This window comes from Amycolatopsis sp. NPDC098790 (assembly GCF_044759945.1).
Classification (GTDB): Bacteria; Actinomycetota; Actinomycetes; order Mycobacteriales; family Pseudonocardiaceae; genus Amycolatopsis.
Window position 1 is genome coordinate 697693 of sequence record NZ_JBIWAI010000005.1, and the last position, 23542, is coordinate 721234.

Consider the following 23542-nt stretch of genomic DNA (forward strand, 5'->3'; position numbering starts at 1 on the left):
GCTCGGCAGAGCGTAAGTTCGGCCCCGGAAGCGGGCGGACGGCAAAAGTACCCACCGCGACGGGTCGGCGAGTGGCCAAAATACCGGTCAGCGCCCTTCCGATCTGCTGGAGCCTTGACGCATGAGCCTCACGCCCGAGCGACCTTCCGAGATCGTGCTGCAGTCGCCGCCGATGCTCCCGAAGAGCTCGTCCGGCGGGATGGTGCAGCTGATGATGTTCCTGCCGATGATGCTCGGCATGGGCGCGATGTCGTTCGTCTACATCGGACGCGACGGCGGGGTGATGACCTACATCTTCGGCGCGCTGTTCATCTGCGCGATGGGCGGCATGGTCGTGATGTCGCTGGGCCGCGGCGGCATGGCGAAGAAGGCGCAGATCAACGACGAGCGCCGCGACTACCAGCGGTACCTGTCCGGCCTGCGGGCCCAGGTCCGCGACATCGCCGACGGCCAGCGCGCGGCCATGATCGCGCTCCAGCCCGACCCGGCCGACCTCTGGGCCTACGTCGAGACCGGGCAGCTGTGGGACCGGCGGCGCACCGACGGCCAGTTCGCGCAGGTCCGCGCGGGCACCGGCCCGCAGCGGCTCGCGACGCCGTTGAAGGCGCCGCAGACCGTGCCGCTGGAGGACCTGGACCCGGTGTCCTCCACCAGCCTCAAGCACTTCATCCGCACCTACTCGACGGTCGACGGGCTGCCGGTCGCGCTGTCGCTGCGCTCGTTCGCCGCGGTCACCGTCGCCGGGCGGCGGCCGGACGTGCTCGGCCTGACGCGGGCGCTGCTGTGCCAGCTCGTCACCTTCCACTCCCCCTCCGACCTGCGGGTCGCGCTGTGCGTGCCGGCGGACCGCCAGCACGACTGGGAATGGGCGAAGTGGCTGCCGCACGCGACGGCGGCCGGCGCGACCGACGCCGTCGGGTCCCGGCGCCTGGCGGCCGACTCGGCGGCCGGGCTGGCCGAGCTGCTCGGCGCCGACCTCGGCGAACGCCCCGCGTTCAGCCGCCGCGCGGCGGCCGAGCTGGACCTCCCGCACCTGATCGTCGTCGTCGACGGCGGCAACGCCCACGGCGAGACCCGGCTGATCGGCGAGGACGGCAGGCTCGGCGTCACGGTCCTCGAGATCGGGCAGGAGCACCCGCGCACGTACTCGACCGAGCGGCTGCTGAGCCTGCACACCGCACCCGATTCCCTCGGCATGGTCGTCGGCGACGCCACCGAGCAGCGGCTCGGGTTCCTCGGCCGCCCGGACGTCCTCGACCGCGGCGCGGCCGAAGCCCTGGCCCGCATGCTGACGCCGTTGCACACCCCGGCCGCGGTCGTCGGCGAGAAGCCGATGTCGGCGACGTTCGGGCTGGCCGGGCTGCTCGGCATCGGCGACCCGCGCGACACCGACACCACCGTGACGTGGGCCCCGCGCGCGGCCCGCGACCGGCTGCGGATCCCGCTGGGCGTCAACCCGGAGGGCCGGCCGGTCGAGCTGGACCTCAAGGAGTCGGCCGAAGGCGGGATGGGCCCGCACGGCCTGGTCATCGGCGCGACCGGGTCCGGCAAGAGCGAGCTGCTGCGGACGCTGGTGACGGCGCTGGCGGTGATGCACTCGTCGGAGACGCTGAACCTGGCGCTGATCGACTTCAAGGGCGGCGCGACCTTCGCCGGGATGACCGGCCTGCCGCACACGTGCGCGGTCATCACGAACCTGTCCGACGACCTCGCGCTGGTCGACCGCATGGCCGACGCGCTCAACGGCGAACTGCTGCGGCGCCAGGAACTCCTGCACGCGGCCGGGAACTACGCGTCGGTGCGCGACTACGAGAAGGCCCGCGCGGACGGCGCGTCCCTCGAGCCGCTGCCGTCGCTGCTGGTCATCATCGACGAGTTCTCCGAGCTGCTGTCCGCGCGGCCCGAGTTCATCGACCTGTTCGTCGCGATCGGCCGGCTCGGGCGGTCCCTGGGCATCCACCTCCTGCTGGCGTCGCAGCGGCTCGAAGAGGGCCGGCTGCGCGGGCTCGACTCGCACCTGTCGTACCGGATCGGCCTGCGGACGTTCTCGGCGGCGGAAAGCCGGACCGTGCTCGGCGTCGCCGACGCCTACCACCTGCCGCCGGTGCCGGGGTCGGCGTACCTGAAGTCCGACACCGAAACGCTGATCCGGCTCAAGGCCGCGTACGTCTCCGGGGAGCTGCCGCCGCGCAGCACGGTCGTGCGCGAGGACGGGCAGGAGCTCGGCGTCCTGCCGTTCTCCCTGGCGCCCGTGGAGATCCCGGTGACGACCGAGATCGAAGACGCGCCGAAGACGGACGGCACCGGCGAAACGATCATCGGCGCGATGCTCTCGCGGCTGGAGGGCCGCGGGCCGGCCGCGCACCAGATCTGGCTGCCGCCGCTGAACGAGCCGCCGACGCTGGAGCAGCTGCTGCCGCCGCTGGGCGAGGACGCCGCGCGCGGCCTGTGCCCGCTCGGCTGGGGCGGCAACGGCAAGCTGACCATCCCGGTCGCGTTGGTGGACAAGCCGTTCGAGCAGCGCCGGGACATGCTGTGGGCCGACTTCTCCGGCGCCGGCGGGCACGCGCTGATCGTCGGCGCCCCGCAGAGCGGCAAGTCGACGCTGATGAAGGACATCGCGGGCATGCTCGCGCTGACCCACACCCCGGCCGAGGTGCAGCTGTTCGTCCTCGACATGGGCGGTGGCGCGCTGGCCCCGATCGCCGGGCTGCCGCACACGTCCGGCTACGCGACCCGCCGTGACGCGCAGCGCTGCCGCCGGGTCGTCGCCGAGCTGACGACGTTGCTGGAGCAGCGCGAGGAGTACTTCTCCGCGCACGGCATCGAGTCGATCACGACGTTCCGCCAGCGGCGCGCGGAGTTCACCGAGAGCACCGACGGCCGCGAGTTCGGCGACGTGTTCCTGTTCGTGGACAACTGGACCACGATCCGGCAGGAGTACGAGCAGCTGGAGGAGCAGATCACCGGGCTGGCCGCGCGCGGGCTCGGGTTCGGCATCCACGTGATCGTCTCGCTCAACCAGTGGATCGGCGTCCGCGCGCAGCTGCGCGACGCGATCGGCACGCGGTTCGAGCTGCGCCTGGGTGACCCGATGGACTCCTCGATCGACCGCAAGGTCGCGGTGAACGTGCCGGCCGACCGGCCCGGCCGCGGCATCACGGCGGAGAAGCTGCACTTCCTGGCGGCCCTGCCCCGCATCGACGGCGACCAGCGCCCGGAGACGATCGGCGCGGGCGGCGTCGACCTCGTCCGCCGGATTTCCGACGCGTGGAAGGGCCCGCGCGCGCCGCAGGTCCGGCTGCTGCCGCCGGAGGTGCCCCTCGACGGGTTGCCCGCGGGCCCTTCGCGTCAAGTCACGTTGGGGATCGCGGAATCGACGTTGCGGCCGGTGTACCTGGACTTCGCGGCGGACCCGCACTTCGTGGCGTTCGGCGACGTGGAGTCGGGGAAGTCGTCGCTGCTGCGGGCCATCGCCCAGGGGATCACGTCGAAGTACAGCCCGGACGAGGCGGCGATCATCGTCGCGGACTACCGGCGTGGCCTGCTCGGGGCAGTGTCCGAGCCGCACCTGCTGGGCTACGCGGGAGCCGAGGGCAAGCTGACGGAGCTGATCACCGAGTGCGCCACGGCGATGCGCAATCGCTTGCCGGGTCCGTCGGTGACGCCGGAGCAGCTGCGCAACCGCTCGTGGTGGCGCGGACCGGAGCTGTTCGTTCTGGTGGACGACTACGAGCTGGTGGCGACGGTCGGGCGCAACCCGTTGCAGCCGCTGCTGGAGTTCCTGCCGCAGGCGCGGGACATCGGCCTGCACGTGATCATCGTGCGCGGGTCGGGCGGCGCCGGGCGGGCGTTGTTCGAGCCGGTCCTGCAGCGCCTGCGGGAGCTGGGCTCGCCGGGGTTGATCATGTCGGGCACGAAGGACGAAGGGGCGTTGCTGGCGGACGTCAAGCCGTCGCCGCAGCCGCCGGGCCGGGGGACGCTGGTGTCGCGCCGGCACGGCACGGGGCTCGTGCAGGTGGCGTGGACCAAGCCGGCGGAGAGCTAGGACCGGGCGGTTTCCTCGAGTTCGGCGACGGCCTTGCGGACGGCCTCGCCGTCCGGGCCCGGGAACCGCGTCTCCGCGGCCGGCAGGAGCGAGCCTCGCAGCAGCGCCAGCACTTCGTCACGCGCGGACGGTGGGAGGTCGCCGAGGTCGGTGGTGCGGAAGCCGTGTTCCGAGGCCAGCCGGAACCGCTCCGCGGCCGCCGGATCGGTGACCGCGCCCGCGAGGTGGTCGAGGACCCAGTAGTAGACGCCGCTGGAGGCGGTCCACGACCGGCCGTCCGGCAGCACGAGGGTTCCCGACATCGTCAGCGCGCGGGCGTCGTCATGTCGGCGTCGAAGCGGTAGTAGCAGACCGCGCGGTGCTTGCCCTCGGCCCAGGTGTCCGACGTCGGCGTCACGACCTGGACGCGGGCGCCCGGCAGCTTCTTCGAGTCGGCCTCGCACCGGGCCAGGGTCCGGTGGTAGACGTCGACGATGTCGGGCATCGGGCCTTGCTCCAGCGAGACGACTTCGAACGCCTCGCCGGTGTGCGGCTCGGTGCACGAGCGCTGCACGACGTCGGTGTTGCCCGAAGCCGGCGGCGACCAGAAGCAGTCGCCCGCGGCGAGGTCGAGCCCGTGCGCCACGCCCTCGGGCAGCCGCTGCCCGGCGGCCTCCTGGGCCCGCTGCTGCCACCACGTCGTCCCGGTGGCGATCTGGTACCCGAGGTACCCCATCCACCCGGCGAACGCGACCAGGCCGCAGATCACCAGGACCACCCCGCGGTGGTGCTGCTTCCGGATCCGGAAGATCGCGACGGCGGCGAACACCGGCGCGAGCAACCCGCCGAGCAGGCCCGACACGAGCGTCGCGATGGCGTAGCGGCTGACCGGCTGGTTGCGGAGTTCCGTCCGCATCAGCTCGTCGAAGAGTTCAGGATCGTGTTCCGGCGCAGTCATGTGTCCCCCTCGCGCGGAACTCTAACGGCCGGTCCCCCGGACCAGACCACCAGTCACGGTCGGCAAGTTACCGACTTCGGTAGGTACCTGAGAACCTCCCACGGAACCTACTTTTGTGCTCGTCACCCGGTTTCGGGGCCGACATCCGGATCACCTTGGCGAAGGGCATTTCCATGCGTATGTCGAGGGTTGTTGCCGCGGTGGGTGCCGCCGCCGCGGCGTTGGGCCTGGTCTCCGCGGGCGTCGCGGACGCCCAGGAGGACATCATCGGCGGGAGCACCGTCTCCTCCGCGCCGTGGGGCGCCCAGATCTACTGGAACGACGTCACCACCTACGGCGGCTTCGAGTGCTCGGGCACGATCATCGCCCCGCAGTGGGTGCTCACCGCGCGGCACTGCCTGAACTCGCCGGGCATGCACGTCAAGGTCGGCAACGTCGCGCTCCAGCAGGGCACGAACGCGAACGTCGACCAGCAGAAGGCCTCGCCCAACGGCGACATAGCGCTGCTGCACCTGACCACCGCGGTGAACACGACCTTCATGAAGCTCGGCACCGGGAACCCGCCCACCGGCTCGACCAACCAGATCTACGGCTGGGGCCGCACGCAGGGCACCAGCCCGCCGTCGAGCACCCTCAAGACCGCCAACGTCCGCGTGACGGGCCTCAGCTCGGACGCGTTCGGCGGCACCGCCATCGCCAGCCAGGGCGTCAACGGCTCGGCGTGGCACGGCGACTCGGGCGGCCCGCAGCTCTCCAACGGCGTCCAGGTCGGCGTCTGCTCGACCGGGAACAACTCCGGTTCGAACACCCAGGGCACGCAGAACTACGCGAGCATCGCGTCGAGCCGCGCCTGGATCCGCACCACGGCCGGCGTCTGACACACCCCGTGCCGGCCTCTCCGCCCGGGAGGCCGGCACGCGGCATACTCGCGGGCATGGAGTTCCGCACGCAGGTCCTGCTCGGCGGCAAGACGGCGACCGGGCTGCCGGTGCCCGACGCCGTCGTCGAAGCGCTCGGGGCGGGCAAGAAGCCCGCGGTCACCGTGACGCTCGGCGGGCACACCTACCGGACGACGGTCGCGAGCCGCGGCGGGCAGTTCCTGGTGCCGCTGAGCGCCGAGAACCGCGAGAAAGCCGGGGTTGCGGCCGGGGACGAGGTCGACGTCGAGATCGCGCTGGACACCGCTCCGCGCGAACTGGAGATCCCCGCGGACCTCGCGGAAGCGCTTGCCGCCGACGAGACCGCCCGCGCCCGGTTCGAAAGCCTGTCCTACAGCGCGAAGCAGCGGTTCGTGCTGCCGATCGGCCAGGCGAAGACGGCCGAGACGCGGCAGCGGCGCGTCGCCAAGGTGATCACCGACCTGCGCAGCGGCAAGTGACGGACGCCGCCACGGTCCTGCGCGTCCTCGACGCCGTGCGCCCGGCGGACGTGTGGCTGGCGGGCGGCTGGGGCATCGACGCCCTCCTGGGCCACCGGACCCGCGAGCACCGCGACCTCGACCTGCTCCACCGCCGGGACCAGGAAGACGCCGTGCTCGAAGCACTTTCCGCCCTCGGCTACCGCGAGACCTTGGATCTGCGCCCGGTCCGGTTCGTCCTCTCCGACGGCGACGGCGACCTCGACCTCCACCCGCTGGTCTTCGCCGAAGACGGGTCCGCCGTCCAGGCCGCCGACGACCACGGCGGGACTTTCCCCTACCCCGCGGACAGCTTCGTCACCGGACGGATCCTCGGCGTCCCGGTACCGTGCCTTTCGGTGGCCCAGCAGGTCTTCTTCCACCAGGGCTACGAGCCGCAGCCGCACGACCTCGCGGACATGCGCCACCTCCGCGAGGCCTTCAAGGTGGAAACCCACTTCTAGGGAACGGCCGCGACATATGATCGCGGTGAGAGCGAAGCGTCAGGGGGCAGGGTGTTCGGTCGGAAGAAGAAGCTGAACGATGTGAACGATCTGATGGCGCAGCTCAGGCCCGACCTGAGCCGGGAGTCGCTCGGCGTCGGGCCCGGCTTCCCGGGCGTCGCCCCGAACCCGCTCCTGAGCGGTGACGCGCGGAAGCGGAACGCGGAACTGCGCACGGGGGCGCTCGCGCTCGGCGTTCTCGTCGACTGGCGGGAGGTCAACAGCAATCCGCGCGTGGTCCTGATGCTCGACGTGGAGACCGCCGACGGCCTCTCGTTCCGCGGTATCGCGGACGAAGACCTCACGATCACCGAGCTCACCCGGCTCGCCCCGGGGCAGACGCTGCCCGTGCGCTACCGGCCGGCCGTCATGGACCACTGCGTCGCCCTCGCCCGGGACGCGGACCCCGCCTCCGTCCAGCGGCTCTCCGACGAGATCGCGAGCCGCAAGCGGAGCTGACCCGTTGCCGGGCACACCCTAGTCCACAATGGACCTCCGCAGTGCGGCCTTGTCCGGTTTCCCCGACGGGGCAACGGGAACCGCACCCACGAAGCTGAAGCGCGCCGGCACCGCCGCCTCCCCCAGCTCCGCCGCCACCGCCTTGCGCACCGCCCCGAGGTCCGGCTCGCGGCCCGCGACCGGCACCACGAACGCGTGCGCCGCCTCGCCCGTCACCGGGTCCGGCACCGCCACGACGTAGGCCTGGTCGACGTCCGGGTGCGCGGCGATCGCCCGCTCGATCGGCCCGGTGTAGTGGATGACGGCGTTGACGATCACGACGTCCCGGGCGCGCCCGGACAGGTGCAGGTACCCGGCCTCGTCGAGGAACCCGAGGTCCTGGGTGCGCACCCAGCCGTCGCGCAGCACCTCCGCGGTGGTCGCTTCGTCGCGCCAGTAACCCGCGAACGCCGAGGGCGTGCGCACCCAGACCTCGCCGTCGCGGCTCTCGACCTCCACCGTGTCGCAGGGTTTCCCGACCGAGCCGAGCCCCTCGCCCGCCGGGCAGATCGTCAGCATCCCGGTCTCGGTCTGGCCGTAGGCGTGGTGCATCGCGGGCCCGATCCGCTCGGCCGCTTCGGCGAGCTGGTGCGGCGGCACCGGCGACCCCGCCACGATCAGGACCCGCAGCGAGCTGAGGTCGACGTCCTCTTCGCGCAGCACCTCGAGCACCTGGTGCAGGCGCGGGACGGTCATCAGCGCCGCGGTGATCCGCAGCCGCGGCAGCACCCACGGGAAGTCCGGCAGCTCTTCGGGGACGACGGCGGTCCCGCCGGAGAGCAGGCAGACCCCGAGTTGTTCGAGCATGACGGCGCTGGTGAGCGTGCCGAACAGCAGGTACCGGCCGAACCCGGCACCGAGCCGTTCGTGGGCCGAGCCGGGCACGGGCGGCTGCCACACCCGGCCTTCGGTCAGCGCGCGGTAGTCGTAGGCGACGCCCTTGGGGACGCCGGTGCTGCCGCTGGTGAACACGACGGTCGCGATGTCCTCCGGCCGCCCCCGCGGCACGGGTTCTTCGTACGTGGCGAGCAGTTCGGGCCCGACGCGCAGGATCGGCGCGCCGGCCACGGTGCCGAGCAGCTCCGGCGACTCGGACGCGGCGTCGACGACCAGCGCGTCGACGTCGCCGAGGACGTGGCGCAGCTGCGGCACGGGCAGGCCGGGCCGCACCCCGACGACCCGGCACCCGAGCACGTGCGCGGCGACGATGGCGGCGAACCCCTCCGGCGTGACGGCGGTGGCGATGCCGACCCCGTCCCCCGGCCCCAGCCCGGCCGCCCGCAGGCCCGCGGCGAACCGGCCGACCAGCTCCCGCAGCTCACCACGCGACGTGACGCGCGAGCCGTGTTCGAACGCGGGAACGTCGGGGGCGCGCCCCAGCTCGTCCAGCAGTGCCTGCGGGTGGACCATCTCGACCGCCTTTCGCCCGGGGGACCCGGTCTACCGGGCGGATCTCAGAATTTCGGCAGAATCGCGCTGACCAGCGCTTTCTCGCGTCTGCGACGGCAGACACGCGGATCGGGCACCCCCTGTGGGTAATAGTGCCGTCACTACGACCGGCAGTTGTGCCGTTTGACCACACAGGCCTCTTTTCTAGCGTGACTTTCACACCGCGCGGACCACCGCGCCAGGGGAATTCGCTTCAGGAAGGAGGTGGCCCGTCGATGTCCAGTCCGGGATTCCAGGCAGATTCCGCTGCCATGACGCGCGCCGTCCAGGGTTTCGAGGAAACCGCGACGAACGCCAAGTCCACGATGGCCAGCTTGGAGTCCGAGCTGACCGAGGCCCTGCGCAACTACAAGGGTGACCAGGCCGTGGCGTTCTGGGACCTCCAGCGCCGGCTCCAGGAGAAGATGACCGTGGCGGTGAAGGAGCTCGACACCATGTCGCAGCTCGTCCACACCAGCCACCAGAACTACGGCCGCGGCGACGCCGACGTCCACCAGAGCTTCCAGGGGGTCGGCAACTCCCTCGAGGGCTCGGGCGTGATCCCCCGCCTCAACCCCTGACCCGAGAGGACGCCCACCATGGCCGACGTCGTCGAAATCAACTTCGCCGCGCTGCAGCACAGCTCGGCTTCCCTGGCCGCCAAGGCCAAGGCGCTCACGTCGCAGCTGGAGCAGCTGCACCAGAACCTGCAGCCCATCACCGCGACCTGGTACGCCTCCGGCAGCTCCGCCGGTGACGCGGCCCGCCAGTCGGAGACCCGGCTGCGCCAGGCCACCGCGGACATCGTCGCCATCATCGCCCAGTTCGGCGGCAAGGTCGGCGAGGCCCACGACCTCCAGCAGTCGCTGGAGAACCGCAACCAGGGACTGTTCGCGGGCTGATCCGCGCCCAGACGTCGGTCGGCCGGTGCGGGAAACCCCCCGCTCGCACCGGTCGACCGGCTTTCCCCATGTCCGCCGCGCGCCCAGAGAGCCGGGACCGATGCCAGACCAGTCGTACTACGTCCACCTGGAATCGCTGAAGGACTTCGTGCGGGAGCTGGAAACCCAGATCCACGCGATGTCGAAACCGAACGACTTCCTGCTCACCCTCGGCCAGGAGCCGCTGCTGTTCGGCGAGTTCGGCGAGGCCGGGTCGCTGGCCGACGCCCACCGCGCGGCCGTTTCGGAGATGCAGGGCCTGCTCGACCAGGTCCGCAGCGCGATCGGGTTCGCCCAGGACGTCACCACCACGGTCGCCGACGGCTACCAGAACGCCGACCAGGCGGTGGCCGGGGACCTCCACCACTCGGGCGCGGTCACGAACCTGCTCGACCCCGTGCTGGGCCTGCTGGGCCTCGGCGACTCGGACGGGAGCCGCAAGGGATGACGAAGCACAACACCGCGCACACGAACTTCGCCGCGTACAGCCACCAGCAGCTCTACGCGATGCTCCAGGCCGGCGACCCGAACAGCGCGCGGCACGCCGCCGACAAGTGGAAGTCCGCCGCGCTGCACCTGCACGAGCAGGCCCACAACCTCAACGGCGAGCTGACCGAGTTCAAAGACCAGTGGACCGGCGGCGCGGCCGAGCAGTACCAGCACATGATCGTCGACCTCGCGAACGGCATCTCCAAGGTGGCGCAGACCGCCGAGGCGATGAACGTGATGCTCGACGACGCCGCCGACGCGCTGGTGAAGGCCAAGAAGGAGATGCCGCCGCCGGTTTCGGTGCCGGACGTCTCCCCCGCCGACGTCGCGCTCGCGGTCAACCCGCCGCTGCTGCCGCCGGACTCCTCCCCCGCCGTCGTCCAGGCCGCGGCGCAGCAGCGCCAGCAGGCCATCGCGAACGTCGAAGCACAGCAGTCCGCCGCCAACGCCGCCGGCAACGCGCACGGCAGGGCGATCGCCGTGATGACCGAGCTGGCCGGGGAGTACACCGTGGCCGAGGAGTCGATCCCCGCGTCGCCGAACGCCGTGCCGGTCCCGGCGACCCCGCCCGCCGGCGGTGGCGCGGGCGGCGCCGGCTCGCCCGGGCTCGTCGGCAACGGCGTCACCGACCCCGGCGTCGTCGTCACCCCGACCGACGGGCACCCGCTGCCCTCGACCGGAACGCCGCAGCCGGGGACGTCCGTGCCGACGTCGAACCCGCTGTTCGGCGACATGTTCACCGCCGGGCTCGCCGCGGCTTCGGCCGCCGCGTTCGGCCGGTTCGGCTCGATCATGCCGAAGGTGCCGTCGTGGGCGTCGGGCAAGGACCCCAAGGACAGCAAGGAAGAAGCGCCCGGCACGAAGCTCGGCGGCGGTGGCGCCGGCGTCGAAGGCGGTGCCGGGGGCGGCATCCCGATCGGCGGCGGTGACGCGCCTTCGCTGGGCGGTGCCGGCGGCATCCCCGGTGGCGCGGGCATCGGCGGCGGTGCCGACGCCCCCGCGGCGCACTCCGGCCTGGCAGGCGACGGCGGCGCGGGCAACGCCCTGTCCGGCCTCGCGGGCGGCGCGGCCGGCGCCGCGGCGGCGTCGGCGGCCAAGGGCGCGATGCCGATGATGCCCATGATGCCGATGGGCATGGGCGGCGGCGGCGACATGGGCTCCGGGCGCCGGATCCCGGCGTGGCTGGTCGAGACGGAGAACGTCTGGGGTCAGTCGGCCCCGGTCGCGCCCCCGGTCATCGGCGAAGAGCCCGAAGCGTACTGAATCCCTTCTGAAGACGGAGGCGGGCCGTGACGGCTGCTGGATACCGCGTCGCCCCGGCCCGCCTCGACCAGGTGGCCGGGGAATCCGGCTCGCGGGCCGACGCGCTGCACACCGCGCAGGCCGCGGTCTCGGGCGAGAAGGTCCCGGCCACGGCCTTCGGCCAGGTCGAGGCGGCCAAGGCCGCGGCGAAGACGTTCGAGAAGACCATGAAGGAGCTGGGCGACAAGCTCGAGTCGAGCGTCTCCCGGCTCCGGACCATCCAAAGTGGACTGACCGCGTCGGCGGCCGGTTACCGCCGCACCGACGCGCAGATCGCCGCGATGTACCGGGCGCTGCTGCCCGAAGATCCCCTCCCGAAAGCCGGGAACCCGGCCGGCATCGGCGGTTCCGCCGATACCGGCGCGTGGGCACGGGCGATCGAGCAGAACCGCACGAAGGTCTCCGACGCGCTGACCGCCGAGCGCCTCAAGCTGGCCGGGCTGACCGACGCCGACGAGATCAAGCGGTCGCAGGCGCGGATTTCGCTTTACGAAGACATTCTCGCGAACAACCGGCAGATCCTGAAGTTCGACCCCTCCGGCAACGGCCGGATCGCCGAGCTGGTCGGGCACATCGAGCCGGGCACGCGGAACGTCGGGTTGTTCGTCCCCGGCGTCAACACGCAGATGTCCAACTTCGACTCCTACGCCGGTCTCGGGCGCAGCCTGGTGGCCGCGGACCCGACGGGCCGCACCGCGATGGTCGTCTGGGCCGACGGCGTGTTCCCGCAGAACCCGGTGGTCCAGGGACCGGACGCGAGCTACGCGCAGACGATGGCGCCGGACCTCAAGACCTTCACCGACGACCTGCGCGGCGAGATCGCGAGCCACGCGGGCTCCGACGTCACGCTGACGGCGATCGGCCACAGCTACGGAGGCGCGACGGTCGGGCTGGCGGAGACCCACGGCCTGGACGTCGACCGCGTGCTGCACGTCGAGTCGGCGGGCATGGGCCACGGCGTGTGGTCGCCGTCGGACCTGCCGGCCAGCCAGGCGGGCGTCCAGCGGTATTCGATGACGGCACCGCTCGACCCGATCGAGGTCGCCCAGGGCAACGCGTGGGGCCTGGAGTGGACGGGCATCGGCCACGGCGCGGACCCGGACACGTTCCCGGGTGTCACGGAGCTGGAGACCGGGCGTTCGGCCTCGGGCGATCAGCTGTGGGGCCTGTCGTCGCACAGTGACGTGCTGAAGCCGGGTTCGGAGTCGTGGACGAACATGTACCGCGTGATGACGGCCGGGCCGACCACCTTGAACGGCACGTTCCAGCCGGATGGCATCCTCGAGCACGGCGTCGAGTTCCTGAACGACGGAGGTGTGCTGCGATGAGCCCTTCGGAGCTGGATTCGCTGGCGAGCGAGCTGACGGACGTGATCGACAGCGTCGCGGAGGCGTTCGGCGCCGAGGCCGAGCGCACGGTGAACGGCGAGCTGGACTGCGATCCGACCCAGCCGGGGAACCTGTTGTGCTGGCAGTACGGCGTGCGGATGGAGAACGCGGGCGAACCGGAGCGCCGGCTGGCGGAAGTGGTGCTGCCGACGCTGACGGAACGCGGGTGGCAGGCCCACGACCGGAGCACGCCGCGGGAGCTGATCGCCCGGTTCAGCCGCGAGGGCGCGGACTTCACGGTGCACGTGGCCAGGGCCAGTCACGCGGTCGCGATCATCGGCTCGACCCGCCCGGTCCCGGCCGCCGCCGCGGGCTGAAGGGCACCTTCCTCGCATCTCGTGAGGTGAAGGGCACCTTCAGCGCATCCCGTGAGGTGAAGGGCACCTTCAGCGCAGCTACGGCGTGAAGCGCGAAGCCCGCCAGTTCCGCTTCCGCCCCCGCCGCACCGCCGCGACCGCCACCCCGGCCGCCGCCGCCAAAGCCACTCCCGCCAACGCGATCGTCCCCGCCGGCACGTCCGCCCGGTGCTCGGCCGGCGCCGCCGCCGGAACCACCGCCGGCTCCGCGGCCGCCGGGACCACCGAGCCGGGGCCCGCGATGTCCGCCGGCAACGTCGAGGACACCGCCGCGTACGCGTCCAGCACTCCCCAGCCCAGCCGCGAGTCGTGCCCGCCCGAACCCGGGCGGTGGGCCGTCAGCTCCAGCCGCGTCACGACCTGGTCGCCGGTCAGGTCCGGGTGGTACGCCCGGACCAGCGCCGCGACGCCGGCGACGTACGCCGCCGCCAAGCCCGGGTCCGTCAGCGGCCAGCGGTGCGCCACCGCGCCGCCCGCTCCCGCCGAGGTGCTGACCAGCTCCGCTCCCGGCGCGGCCACCCCGACGTAGTCGCCCGCCTCCGTCTGGACCGGCTCGCCCGCGGGGTTCACCGAGCCGACCGACAGCACACCGGACGTCGCCGTCGGGTACGAGCTCGCGCCCTGCTGGGACGCGGCCGCCGCCGAGACGACCACCGCACCTTCCGAGCGCGCCCGCGCCACCACACCGGTCAACGCCGGGCTGTCGAACGCCGCGGGCACCGCCACCAGGATGACGCCCGCGTGCCGGTCCAGCGCCGTGTCGATCGCGCCGGCCAGCGCGCCCGGGTCGCCGCCGTCGCGCGAAGTACCGTCCGTGTACCGGATCGGCAGCAGGTGCGCGCCGGGCGCGACGCCGGCGAACGTCGTCGACGAATCCGGTTGCGCGCCGACGATCCCGGCCGCGATCGTGCCGCGGCCGTCGCAGTCCGTGCGTTCGGTGCCGTTGCCGCCTTCGAGCTGTCCGGGCGCGAACTGCGTGTTCTGCCCGTCGACGCCGGTGCCGATGACGGCCACCAGCTGCCCCTCGCCCCGCGTCAACGGCCAGAGCCGCGCCGGGTCGACCAGCCGCTGGCCCCACGGGACGTCGCCGGTGTAGGTGCCGGACGGGTTCGCGCACTGCGCTTCGGGCGCCGCGTCGGCGAGCACCGGCGATCCGAGCGTCAGAAGGCCCGCGACCCCGAGCACCGCCGGTATCCGCACCCGATCCCCCCGCAACGAAAGACGGTGGCGGAAAAGGACTTCCGCCACCGCCAGTCTACCCGGGAAAGGCCCCTCAGCGAAGGTCCATGCCCAGATCCAACGCGGGTGAAGAGTGGGTCAGCCCGCCCACCGACAGGTAGTCCACACCGGACTCGGCGTAGGCTTTACCACGGTCGAGGGTGAGCCCACCAGAGGATTCCAGCCGCGTCTTCGGGGAAACCTCGTCGCGGCGCGCCACCGCCCGGCGGCACTCGTCCGGCGTGAAATTGTCCAGCAGCACCTCGTCCGCCCCGGCGGCCAACGCCTCTTCCAGCTGGGCAAGGGTGTCGACCTCCACCTCGCACGCCAGTTCCGGCGCGTGCGCACGAGCAGCTTCGAGTGCCGCGGTCACCGAACCCGCGGCGACGACGTGGTTGTCCTTGATCAGCACCGCGTCGCCCAGCCCGAGCCGGTGGTTCACGCCGCCGCCGCACCGGACGGCGTACTTCTGCAGCAGCCGCAGGCCCGGCAACGTCTTGCGGGAGTCCCGGATCGCGCAGCCGGTACCGTCCACTTCGGACACCCAGGCGGCGGTCGCGGTGGCGACGCCGGAGAGGTGGCACAGCAGGTTCAACGCCGTGCGCTCGGCGGTCAGCAGGCCGCGCACCGGGCCGCGCAGCACCAGCGCGGGCTCGCCCGCGACCAGGCGCTCGCCGTCCTCGCGGCCGGCCAGGACCTCGTAGCCGTCGCCCAGCACCATGTCGAACACGGCCAGCGCGACCGGCAGCCCGGCGACGACGCCGTCGACGCGCGGGGTCAGTTCGGCCACCGCGACGGCGGTCTCGGGCACGGTCGAAGCGGTCGTCGCGTCGGGGCCGTACCGCAGGTCTTCGCCGAGCGCGGTGGTGACGACCCGCCGCACGTCTTCGACGTCGAGGCCCGATGCGGCGATCAGGCGCAGGACCGGTTCGGAGATCGGGAACGTCATGCCACGCCCTCCAAGGGGATCGGGTCGGCCAGCACGGGCTGGCCGGACGGGCTGAGCCGGATGAGCTGGCTGCGTCGCCAGTTCTCGTCGAGCGACGGGAAGTCGGACCGCACGTGGCAGCCGCGCGACTCGGTGCGCCGGACGGCCGCGGCGAGCAACGCCTGCGCCACCACGGTCAACGCCGCGTCCTCCACGGCCGCGTGCGTCCACAACGGACTGTCCCGGGTCGACAAGTCGAGGACCGAACCGGCGGCCGCGAGCCCGTCGGCGTCCCGGCCGATCGCCGCGTACCGGCTCATCACGCGCTGCAGGGAATCACGCGACGCGGCCGGCGCGGCCGTCCACGACGGCAGCCGGCCCCGCGAAGGATCGGCCAGCAATCCGGCCGCGAGGTCCGCCGCGACGGCCTCCGCGACGCGCTGCCCGACGACCAAACCTTCGAGCAAGCTGTTGGACGCCAACCGGTTCGCGCCGTGCAGCCCGGTCCTGGCGACCTCGCCGGCGGCGTAGAGCCCGGGCACCGACGAGCGTCCGTCCACAGTGGTCACCACGCCGCCGCACGAGAAGTGCGCCGCCGGCACCACCGGGATCGGGTCCGAAGCCGGGTCCAGGCCCAGCTTCGCGCACGCCGCGGACACCGTCGGGAACCGCGCCGCGAACCCGGCGATCCCGGTCGCGTCGAGGAAGACGTGGTCGTCGACGCCGCCGGGCGCCAGCGCCATCCGGCGCGTGATCGCCGCCGAGACGACGTCGCGGGGCGCGAGGTCGCCGAGCGGGTGCACCCCGCGCATCACCGGCAGGCCGGCGCCGTCGACCAGCGTCGCGCCTTCGCCGCGCACGGCTTCGGTGACCAGCGGGCAGCGGCCCCGCGCGCCCGGGGTGTACAGCACGGTCGGGTGGAACTGCACGAACTCGATGTCCGCCACGGCCGCCCCGGCCCGCAGCGCGAGCGCGATCCCGTCGCCGGTGGCCATCTCCGGGTTCGACGTCGCCTGGTAGAGCTGCCCGATCCCGCCGCTGGCCAGCAGCACGGCCGAAGCGCGGACGACACCGGGGACGCCGTTGCGGTCGAGCACGGTGACGCCCGCGACCCGGCCACCCGGCGTGCGCAGCGCGTCGACGGCGATGTGGTGCTCCAGCACCGGCACCCGCGCCTGCCCGGCCTGCGCGACCAGCGCGCGTTCGACCTCGGCGCCGGTGGCGTCGCCGCCCGCGTGGATGACGCGGAACGCGCTGTGCCCGCCCTCGCGGGCCCGGGCCAGCAGGCCGTCGCCGGCGGAGTCGAACTTCGCGCCGTCCGCCCGCAGCCGGGCGACCGCAGCCGGGCCGCCGTCGAGGATCGACCGGGCCGCCGCCTCGTCGACCAGGCCGGCGCCCGCGGTGAACGTGTCCTCCGCGTGCTTCGCGACCGAGTCGTCGAGGTCGTGCTGGTCTTCCAGCACCACGGCGACGCCGCCCTGCGCCCAGCGCGTGTTGCCGTCTTCGACCGCCGCCTTGGTGATCACCAGGACGTGCAGCCCGAGCGCCTGGGCGCGCAGCGCCGCGGTCAGCCCCGCGACGCCGCTGCCGACCACGACGAGGTCCGCGCGAGCCTCCCAAACCGGAGTTTTCGCCTGAGGGTCATTAACCGGCGGGGTCATTCTCCGCCGCCAGGCTGCCCGATCTCGATCATCCGCTGCACCGAAGCCTTGGCGCGGGCAGCCGTCTCGAGGTCGACGTGGACCTCGTCGAGGCCGTCGCGCAGGCAGCGGAGCAGGGCCGCCGGGGTGATCATCTTCATGTACCGGCAGGACGCGCGGTCGTTCACCGCGCGGAAGTCGATGCCCGGCGCGGCCTTGCGGAGCTGGTGGATCATGCCGATCTCGGTGGCCACCAGCACCGACTTCGCGCGGGTGTCGCGGGCCTCGTGGACCATGTCGCCGGTCGAGAGGATCTTGACCCGCTCCGGCGCCACGGCACCCTCGCCCGCCAGGTAGAGCGCCGACGTCGCACAGCCGCACTCGGGGTGGATGAACAGGTCGGCGTCCGGGTTCTCGGCCGCGCGCTCGGCCAGCTCGGCACCGTTGATGCCGGCGTGGACGTGGCACTCCCCCGCCCAGATGTGCATGTTCTCCCGGCCGGTCACGCGCTTGACGTGCGCGCCGAGGAACTGGTCCGGCAGGAAGAGAACCTCCTGGTCGGCAGGGATGGACGCGACGACGTCGACCGCGTTCGAGGACGTGCAGCAGATGTCGGTCTCGGCCTTCACCTCCGCCGTGGTGTTGACGTAGGACACGACCACCGCGCCCGGGTGCTCGGCCTTCCAGGCACGCAGCTCGGCGCCGGTGATGGAGTCGGCGAGCGAGCAGCCGGCCCGCGCGTCCGGGATCAGGACGGTCTTCTCCGGGGCGAGGATCTTCGCCGTCTCGGCCATGAAGTGCACGCCGCAGAAGACGATGGTGGACGCGTCGCTGCTCGCCGCGATGCGGCTGAGCGCGAGGGAGTCGCCGGTGTGGTCGGCGATGTCCTGGATCTCCGGGACCTGGTAGTTGTGCGCGAGGAGCACCGCGTCGCGCTGCTTCGCCAGGCGCCGCACCTCCTCGGCCCAGGCCGCGTTCGCCTCCACGCCGCCGTAGGGGGTGAGGTCTTGTTCGAGCGTCGAAGTCATGCTGGCCCTCCTGGACCCGTCTCCGGTTTTCGCCTTATAATCGAAAACCGTGCGAAGTCATCTTAACACCCAGGCCCCCCTCGCCCACGAGGTTTTGGGAGCGGTCCTTCAAGTGCGCTCGGACACACTCCGGGTGCTGCTGTGGCGCCGCGCGCTCGACCCGCACCTCGGCCGCTGGTCGCTGCCGGGCGGGCGGCTGCGGCCCGACGAGGACGTCGAGACGTCGGTCCGGCGCCAGCTCAAGGAGAAGGTCGACGTCCGGCAGCTGAAGCACGTCGAGCAGCTCGCGGTGTTCAGCGACCCGCACCGGGTGCCTGGCCCGCGCGTGGTGGCGACGGCGTTCCTGGCGCTGGTCCCGTCGGACGTCGACCCGGAGGTGCCGGAGGACACCGAGTGGCACGACGTCGCGAAACTGCCCCGCACGGCGTTCGACCACGAGGCGATCGTGCTGCGCGCCCGCGACCGGCTGCGCTCGAAGCTCTCCTACACCAACCTCGGGTTCGCGCTGGCGCCCGACCAGTTCACGATTTCGGCGTTGCGCGGCCTGTATTCGGCGGCGCTGGGCTACCGCGTCTCGGCGACCAACCTGCAGCGCGTGCTCTCCCGGCGCGGGCTGCTGGTTCCCACTGGTCAGACGGCCCCGCCGGGCCGCGCGGGCGGGCGTCCGGCGGCGCTGTTCTCCTTCGCGGGCAAAGGTATGCAGATCACGGATCCGTTCGCGGTGTTCAAGCCGCCGAACCGGTGACCATCCTGCGCCACGGGCGTTCTCCCCTTACCGTGGACGCGTGACCGAGCCGGAACCGGAAAGCGACGAGACGACGACCTTGCTGCCGTTGTTCCCGTTGCAGACCGTTCTGCTCCCGGGAGCCAAGCTGCCGCTGCACATCTTCGAGCCGCGGTACCGCCAGCTGATGGCGGACCTGGTCGGCGGCACGGTGCCCGGGCGCGAGTTCGGCGTGGTGGCGCTGCGGTCGTCGCTGACCCGCGAGGTGCGTGGTCTGGACCAGCTGTACGAGATCGGCTGCAGCACGGTGCTGCGCGAGGCGAAGCGCCTGCCGGACGGCCGGTTCGACGTCGTGTCGCAGGCCCGGCGCCGCTTCCGCCTGACGGACCTCGACTGCGTGTCGGCGCCGTACCTGATCGCCTCGGTGGAGTGGGTCGACGACGACCCGATGTCGCCGTCCGGCGACATGGCCGAACGCCTGGCGGTGGTCGCCCGGACGGCGCACCGGCGCTACTGCGAAACGGCGTGGCGCAGCGACGACTGGCAGAGCCCGGAAGCGACCACCGACCTGGCCGACCTGGCCTACCAGCTGGCGGCGGACTGCCTGCTGCCGCTGGAAGACCGGCAGCGGCTGCTGGAGGAACGCCACCCCCTGCGCCGGCTGCGGATCGCGTGCCGGCTGCTGACGCGGGAGGCGGGATTCCTGGACACCCTCGGCGCGGTGCCGCTGCCGCCGGGCGAGCTCACCGATCTCAGCCGCCCGGCCAGCATGAACTGATTCAGCCCGCGGACCCGTTGCCGAACTTGGTCCACACCTTGCCCGCGGTGCTGGAAACCGCTTCGCCGACGTCGCTGAACACCTTCGTCAGCGGGTCGGCCGAGGAGTTCCACGACTCCTTGTACGACTTGGCGGCCGACTTGAGGTCGTCCTTCCAGTCGGACGTCGGGGTGTCGTCGTCGCGGCGCGGGTAGTCGCCCGCCAGGATCGCGCGGTACTCCTCCGACGCCGCCCACTTCTGCAGCTGGGCCGCGCGGACCACCGCGAACGGGTGCGACTCCGTCTCGACGAACTTGAGCTTGAGGAAGCTGTCGCGGATGTCCTCGACCGACTCGTACTCGGCCGCCTGCTTCAGGAACGACGGGATGTCGATGCGGGCCGGGTCGATGCCGCCGGCCACCTGGATCTGGGCGCGCAGCGCGGCCGTCGGGTCCTGGCCGCAGAGCAGCCCGGCGCGGTCGCACGACAGCTCGGCCTTGCGGAACCACTCGCGCAGCGCCGCGACGATCGCCCGGATGCCGAGCGCGCTCACCGGCGTCCACGACATCGCCAGCTGCAGCGAGATCAGGCGCACCATCATCGTGCGGTAGACCGCGTGCCCGGACAGCACGTGCCCCATCTCGTGCCCGAGCACGAACCGCAGCGACTCGTGGCTCATCAGCTCGACGAGCCCGGTGCTGACCCGGATGAACGGCTCGTCCATGCCGACGGCCTCGGCGCTGATCCGCGGGTCCTGGTAGACGAACAGGTTGGGCACCGGCAGGTCGAGCGTCTCGGCGCACTCGTGGCGCAGGCGGTCGAGCTCCGGGTACTGCTTCGGCCCGACGCGGATCGACGAGGCCAGCGCCATCAGCCGCTCGCCGCGCTCGTTGTAGAAGCCCGAGATGGCCTTGACAACCTGCGCGAACCCGGGAACGGCCCGCAGGGTGGCGAGCGCGCCGCGGTCCACGGGGTGCTCGTAGGCGCGCGGGCTGATGCCCGGGAAGCGGACGGCGTGGTGGCGCGAAACTTCGATGTCTTCGGTCACTGCTGGAATCCCCCTGTGGTCGAGGGGGCACAGCTTAGGGGACGGCGTTCACCCGATGGGGGCGGCTAGCCGAGCCGGCGGCCCAGGTCGTCACGGCCGTTCCAGGTGACGAGCAGGCTGTAGGAGATGGTCACCCCGAGCGGGCCGGTGAGCAGCACCCACCACGACTCCAGCCGCGGCGCCAGTTCGATCACCGACCCGAGCGCGGGAGCGCTGGAGATGGCGTAGTGGCTGTTCGCCCAGCCGACGCCGAGCAGCACGGCCAGCGCGCTCGCGAGGGCGACCCCGAGCACGGCCGCGACCAGCACGACCGGCCCGCGGCGTTCGCGCAGCAGCCAGACGACGATGCCGACGACGATCCCCAGCCCGAGCGTCATCAGCCCGAACACGGCGAGGTCGTCGAAGCGGTGCCAGCTTTCGAGCTCGAGCGGTCCCTGGGTGCCGTCGGCGGCGACGATGCGGACGCGTTCGGGCGGCGCGAGGCGGGACCAGGCGAAGGCGAGCGGGAAGCTCAGCAGGCTGAGGGTGCCGAGCACGCTGACGGCGGGCAGCAGGTCGGCCTTGACGACGACGCGCGGCCGCCGTTCCCGGACCAGCACGGGCACCGACCACGGACCGGCCACGGCCGACGGCCGGTGCGCGGGCCCCGACGACTCACTCACCCGGACTCCCTCCTGCTGCGTGCGACTGAGGGTAACCGGTCGGTGCGTGACCGCGGTGAGCCGCCGGTCGTGTCGGACGTCGCGAGTCAGCCGCTCGCGGTCTCGCCGTGCCGGCTGCAGCGGGCCGTCCAGCCGAGCGGGCTCACCTGGACCACCAGCCGCCGGGCGCAGAACGTGCAGTAGCGCGGCGGCTCGAGCGCCGTCCGGGGGTTGTGGCACGCCGGGTGGTCCGACCCACCCGGCGACTGCTGTCCACAGTGGACGCAAAAGGCAGCGTCAGAGGCTGTCACTGAGCGCCTTGATGGGCATCTTGAGCTCGTCCAGCATCTCCAGGTCCGCACTGGCCGGGCGGCCGAGGTTGGTCAGGTAGTTGCCGACGATGATCGCGTTGACGCCGCCGAGCATGCCCTGCTCCGCGCCGAGGTCGCCGAGCGTCAGCTCGCGGCCGCCCGCGAAGCGCAGCATCGTCTTCGGCATCGCGAGCCGGAACGCCGCGACCGTCCGCAGGGCGTCCTTGCCCTCGACGATTTCGTAGTGCTCGTACGGCGTCCCCGGCTGCGGGATGAGGAAGTTCATCGGCACCTCGTGCGGGCTCAGCTCGGCCAGCTGCACCGCGAACTCCGCGCGCTGCTCGACCGTCTCCCCCATGCCGATGATGCCGCCGCAGCAGACCTCCATGCCCGCGTCGGCGACCATCCGCAGCGTGTCCCAGCGCTCTTCCCAGGTGTGCGTCGTGACCACCGACGGGAAGTGCGAGCGCGCCGTCTCGAGGTTGTGGTTGTAGCGGTGCACGCCCATCTCGACGAGCTCGTCGACCTGCTCCTGCGTGAGCATGCCGAGGGAGCAGGCGATCTGGATGTCGTTGCCGTCCGCGCGGATGGCCTTCACGCCCTCGCGGACCTGCGAGAGCAGGCGCTGGTCCGGGCCGCGGACGGCGGCGACGATGCAGAACTCCGTCGCGCCGGTCTCGGCGGTCTGCCGGGCGGCCTTGACCAGGTTCGGGATGTCGAGCCACGCCGAGCGCACCGGCGTCGGGAAGCGGCCGGACTGGGAGCAGAAGTGGCAGTCCTCCGGGCAGCCGCCGGTCTTGAGGCTGATGATGCCCTCGACCTCGACCTCGGGCCCGCACCAGCGCATCCGGACGTCGTGGGCGAGCGCGAGCAGGTCGGGCAGCCGGTCGTCGGGCAGCCGCAGCACCTCGAGGACTTCGGCTTCGCCCAGGCCGACGCCGTTTTCGAGGACGTGCTCGCGCGCGTAGGCGAGCACATCGGTGTCCGGGACTGCGGTCACGGCGTCTCCTTGGTCGTGGTGGAAGCGTCCCTCATCGTGCACGAAGGCACGCCGGGACGACAGCGACGCAGGTCACTTCCCGGCGGAAGCGCACCCGGCGAACAGCTCGGGGTCGAACTCGCCGCCGAACCACGGCGAGAGCCCGGCCCGGGCGGCGGACAGGAACTCCTCGGGCGAGGCGTCCCCGAGCCCGGCGGGCAGCGCGCCGAGCAGCGGCGCCCCGGCGGCGACGGGCAGGTCTTCGAGGTTCGACAGCGCGGCGAGGTCCGGTTCGGCGGGCCAGGAGCCGATGATGACGCCGGCGACGGTCAGGCCCCGCTTGGTGGCGACCTCGGCGGTGAGCGCGGTGGCGTTGAGCGTCCCGAGCCCCGCCTCGGCGACGATGATCACGAGCGACCCGAGCGACCAGGCGACGTCGGCGAGGCTGGAGCCGGCCTTGTCGAAGCGCACGAGCAGGCCGCCGGCGCCCTCGATGAGCGTGAGGTCGTGCCCGGTGTCGAGGTCGGACGCGGCCCGCGCGATCTCCCCGGGATCGAGGGTGGGCAGGCCACTGCGCCGCGCGGCGGCTTCGGGTGAGAGGGGGTCGGGGTAGCGCCGCAGCTCGCGGGTGGTGACGTCCCGGCCGGCGAGGCGCCGCACATCGGCGAGATCACCGGGCTCGTCGGGCCCGACCCCGGTCTGGGCGGGTTTCAGGACGGCGACGCGCTGCCCGCCGGCCACCGCCAGGGCGGCGATGGCCGCCGTGGTGATCGTCTTGCCGACCCCGGTCCCGGTCCCCGTCATCACCAGCATGGTCACGGACCATCAACTTAGTGAGTCGGGAGCGGGGTGCGCACCGCGGGCACCGGAACCGAAGCGGCGACACCGAAAGACACCCAGGTCAGCGCCGGTTTCCGGGCCGCGGGTGCCGCGAATGACCCATTCGGGACCTCCCACGTCCCGAATGGGTCATTCGCGACCT

25 protein-coding genes are annotated in these 23542 nt (G+C 72.5%); 13 read left to right on the forward strand and 12 right to left on the reverse strand.

The features are described 5' to 3' along the window. Nucleotides 1-121 precede the first annotated feature (121 nt). A complete protein-coding gene (gene eccCa / locus ACIQWX_RS36855) occupies nt 122-4048 on the forward strand; it encodes a type VII secretion protein EccCa (RefSeq protein WP_400881265.1) in 3927 nt (1308 codons plus the stop codon). Here eccCa and ACIQWX_RS36860 read toward each other — a convergent pair. Together ACIQWX_RS36860 and ACIQWX_RS36865 are read right to left on the reverse strand one after the other, a co-directional pair. Then, the gene (locus tag ACIQWX_RS36860) at nt 4045-4350 is read right to left on the reverse strand and encodes a hypothetical protein (RefSeq protein WP_400881267.1); all 306 of its coding nucleotides are present in this window, start codon (nt 4348-4350) and stop codon (nt 4045-4047) included. The two genes, eccCa and ACIQWX_RS36860, sit on opposite strands and share 4 nt — an antisense overlap. Before the next feature lie 2 nt (nt 4351-4352). Beyond that, complete coding sequence (locus ACIQWX_RS36865) at nt 4353-4985, reverse strand: hypothetical protein (protein WP_400881269.1); 633 nt, start codon at nt 4983-4985, stop codon at nt 4353-4355. A gap of 173 nt (nt 4986-5158) precedes the next feature. On the opposite strand from ACIQWX_RS36865, the gene ACIQWX_RS36870 reads away from it, so the two are divergent. The 4 genes from ACIQWX_RS36870 (at nt 5159) to ACIQWX_RS36885 (ending at nt 7343) form a co-directional block, all read left to right on the forward strand. After that, on the forward strand, nt 5159-5863 hold the full coding sequence (locus ACIQWX_RS36870; protein WP_400881271.1) for a S1 family peptidase: 705 nt from the start codon (nt 5159-5161) through the stop codon (nt 5861-5863). 56 nt (nt 5864-5919) lie between these two features. Further along, nucleotides 5920-6363, forward strand: coding sequence for a YdeI/OmpD-associated family protein (locus tag ACIQWX_RS36875; RefSeq protein WP_400881273.1), 444 nt, complete (start codon nt 5920-5922; stop codon nt 6361-6363). Then, complete coding sequence (locus ACIQWX_RS36880) at nt 6360-6845, forward strand: nucleotidyltransferase domain-containing protein (protein WP_400881275.1); 486 nt, start codon at nt 6360-6362, stop codon at nt 6843-6845. Before ACIQWX_RS36875 ends, ACIQWX_RS36880 begins: the two co-directional genes overlap by 4 nt. A gap of 81 nt (nt 6846-6926) precedes the next feature. Beyond that, nucleotides 6927-7343: a hypothetical protein gene (locus tag ACIQWX_RS36885; RefSeq protein WP_400881277.1), complete on the forward strand. Its 417-nt coding sequence runs from the start codon at nt 6927-6929 to the stop codon at nt 7341-7343. A gap of 18 nt (nt 7344-7361) precedes the next feature. Here the strand turns inward: ACIQWX_RS36885 and ACIQWX_RS36890 are convergent, their stop codons facing one another. After that, complete coding sequence (locus tag ACIQWX_RS36890; RefSeq protein ID WP_400881279.1) at nt 7362-8792, reverse strand: AMP-binding protein; 1431 nt, start codon at nt 8790-8792, stop codon at nt 7362-7364. A 254-nt stretch (nt 8793-9046) separates the two neighbouring features. On the opposite strand from ACIQWX_RS36890, the gene ACIQWX_RS36895 reads away from it, so the two are divergent. The 6 genes from ACIQWX_RS36895 to ACIQWX_RS36920 all read left to right on the forward strand — a co-directional run bounded on the left by ACIQWX_RS36895 (nt 9047) and on the right by ACIQWX_RS36920 (nt 13247). Further along, nucleotides 9047-9391, forward strand: a complete 345-nt coding sequence (locus ACIQWX_RS36895; RefSeq protein ID WP_086856673.1) for a WXG100 family type VII secretion target — start codon at nt 9047-9049, stop codon at nt 9389-9391. Between the two features lie 18 nt (nt 9392-9409). Continuing rightward, nucleotides 9410-9712, forward strand: coding sequence for a hypothetical protein (locus tag ACIQWX_RS36900; RefSeq protein ID WP_020644701.1), 303 nt, complete (start codon nt 9410-9412; stop codon nt 9710-9712). 100 nt (nt 9713-9812) lie between these two features. Continuing rightward, nucleotides 9813-10199 (forward strand): hypothetical protein, encoded by a 387-nt coding sequence (locus tag ACIQWX_RS36905; RefSeq protein ID WP_086678248.1) that lies wholly within the window; start codon nt 9813-9815, stop codon nt 10197-10199. Continuing rightward, the gene (locus tag ACIQWX_RS36910) at nt 10196-11503 is read left to right on the forward strand and encodes a WXG100 family type VII secretion target (RefSeq protein ID WP_400881282.1); all 1308 of its coding nucleotides are present in this window, start codon (nt 10196-10198) and stop codon (nt 11501-11503) included. The genes ACIQWX_RS36905 and ACIQWX_RS36910 overlap by 4 nt, the downstream gene beginning before the upstream one ends. Nucleotides 11504-11529: 26 nt before the next feature. Continuing rightward, nucleotides 11530-12870, forward strand: a complete 1341-nt coding sequence (locus ACIQWX_RS36915) for an alpha/beta hydrolase (protein WP_400881284.1) — start codon at nt 11530-11532, stop codon at nt 12868-12870. Beyond that, entirely contained in the window at nt 12867-13247 is a 381-nt protein-coding gene (locus ACIQWX_RS36920; protein WP_400881286.1) for a hypothetical protein, read from the forward strand. The genes ACIQWX_RS36915 and ACIQWX_RS36920 overlap by 4 nt, the downstream gene beginning before the upstream one ends. A 78-nt stretch (nt 13248-13325) precedes the next feature. Here the strand turns inward: ACIQWX_RS36920 and ACIQWX_RS36925 are convergent, their stop codons facing one another. The 4 genes from ACIQWX_RS36925 to nadA form a co-directional block, all read right to left on the reverse strand. Then, nucleotides 13326-14486, reverse strand: coding sequence for a S8 family serine peptidase (locus ACIQWX_RS36925; RefSeq protein ID WP_400881288.1), 1161 nt, complete (start codon nt 14484-14486; stop codon nt 13326-13328). 73 nt (nt 14487-14559) lie between these two features. Continuing rightward, complete coding sequence (gene nadC / locus ACIQWX_RS36930) at nt 14560-15453, reverse strand: carboxylating nicotinate-nucleotide diphosphorylase (RefSeq protein ID WP_400881290.1); 894 nt, start codon at nt 15451-15453, stop codon at nt 14560-14562. Then, nucleotides 15450-17093 carry an L-aspartate oxidase gene (locus tag ACIQWX_RS36935; protein ID WP_400881292.1) on the reverse strand — a complete coding sequence of 548 codons (1644 nt, stop codon included), beginning with the start codon at nt 17091-17093 and terminating at the stop codon, nt 15450-15452. Before ACIQWX_RS36935 ends, nadC begins: the two co-directional genes overlap by 4 nt. After that, the gene (nadA, locus tag ACIQWX_RS36940; protein ID WP_400881294.1) at nt 17090-18100 is read right to left on the reverse strand and encodes a quinolinate synthase NadA; all 1011 of its coding nucleotides are present in this window, start codon (nt 18098-18100) and stop codon (nt 17090-17092) included. Before nadA ends, ACIQWX_RS36935 begins: the two co-directional genes overlap by 4 nt. A 112-nt stretch (nt 18101-18212) precedes the next feature. On the opposite strand from nadA, the gene ACIQWX_RS36945 reads away from it, so the two are divergent. Continuing rightward, a complete protein-coding gene (locus ACIQWX_RS36945; RefSeq protein WP_400881296.1) occupies nt 18213-18845 on the forward strand; it encodes an NUDIX domain-containing protein in 633 nt (210 codons plus the stop codon). Nucleotides 18846-18885: 40 nt separating this feature from the next. Further along, entirely contained in the window at nt 18886-19602 is a 717-nt protein-coding gene (locus ACIQWX_RS36950) for an LON peptidase substrate-binding domain-containing protein (protein WP_400881298.1), read from the forward strand. A 1-nt stretch (nt 19603) separates the two neighbouring features. Here ACIQWX_RS36950 and ACIQWX_RS36955 read toward each other — a convergent pair whose 3' ends face one another. From ACIQWX_RS36955 to bioD, 5 genes are all read right to left on the reverse strand, one after another. Further along, nucleotides 19604-20629: a M48 family metallopeptidase gene (locus ACIQWX_RS36955; protein ID WP_400881300.1), complete on the reverse strand. Its 1026-nt coding sequence runs from the start codon at nt 20627-20629 to the stop codon at nt 19604-19606. A gap of 65 nt (nt 20630-20694) precedes the next feature. Beyond that, complete coding sequence (locus ACIQWX_RS36960) at nt 20695-21291, reverse strand: DUF2567 domain-containing protein (protein ID WP_400881302.1); 597 nt, start codon at nt 21289-21291, stop codon at nt 20695-20697. An 86-nt stretch (nt 21292-21377) separates the two neighbouring features. Beyond that, a complete protein-coding gene (locus ACIQWX_RS36965; protein WP_400881303.1) occupies nt 21378-21581 on the reverse strand; it encodes a hypothetical protein in 204 nt (67 codons plus the stop codon). Then, nucleotides 21568-22581: a biotin synthase BioB gene (bioB, locus tag ACIQWX_RS36970; RefSeq protein WP_400881305.1), complete on the reverse strand. Its 1014-nt coding sequence runs from the start codon at nt 22579-22581 to the stop codon at nt 21568-21570. The genes ACIQWX_RS36965 and bioB overlap by 14 nt, the downstream gene beginning before the upstream one ends. 72 nt (nt 22582-22653) lie before the next feature. After that, nucleotides 22654-23379 (reverse strand): dethiobiotin synthase, encoded by a 726-nt coding sequence (bioD, locus tag ACIQWX_RS36975; RefSeq protein ID WP_400881307.1) that lies wholly within the window; start codon nt 23377-23379, stop codon nt 22654-22656. Nucleotides 23380-23542 lie beyond the last annotated feature (163 nt).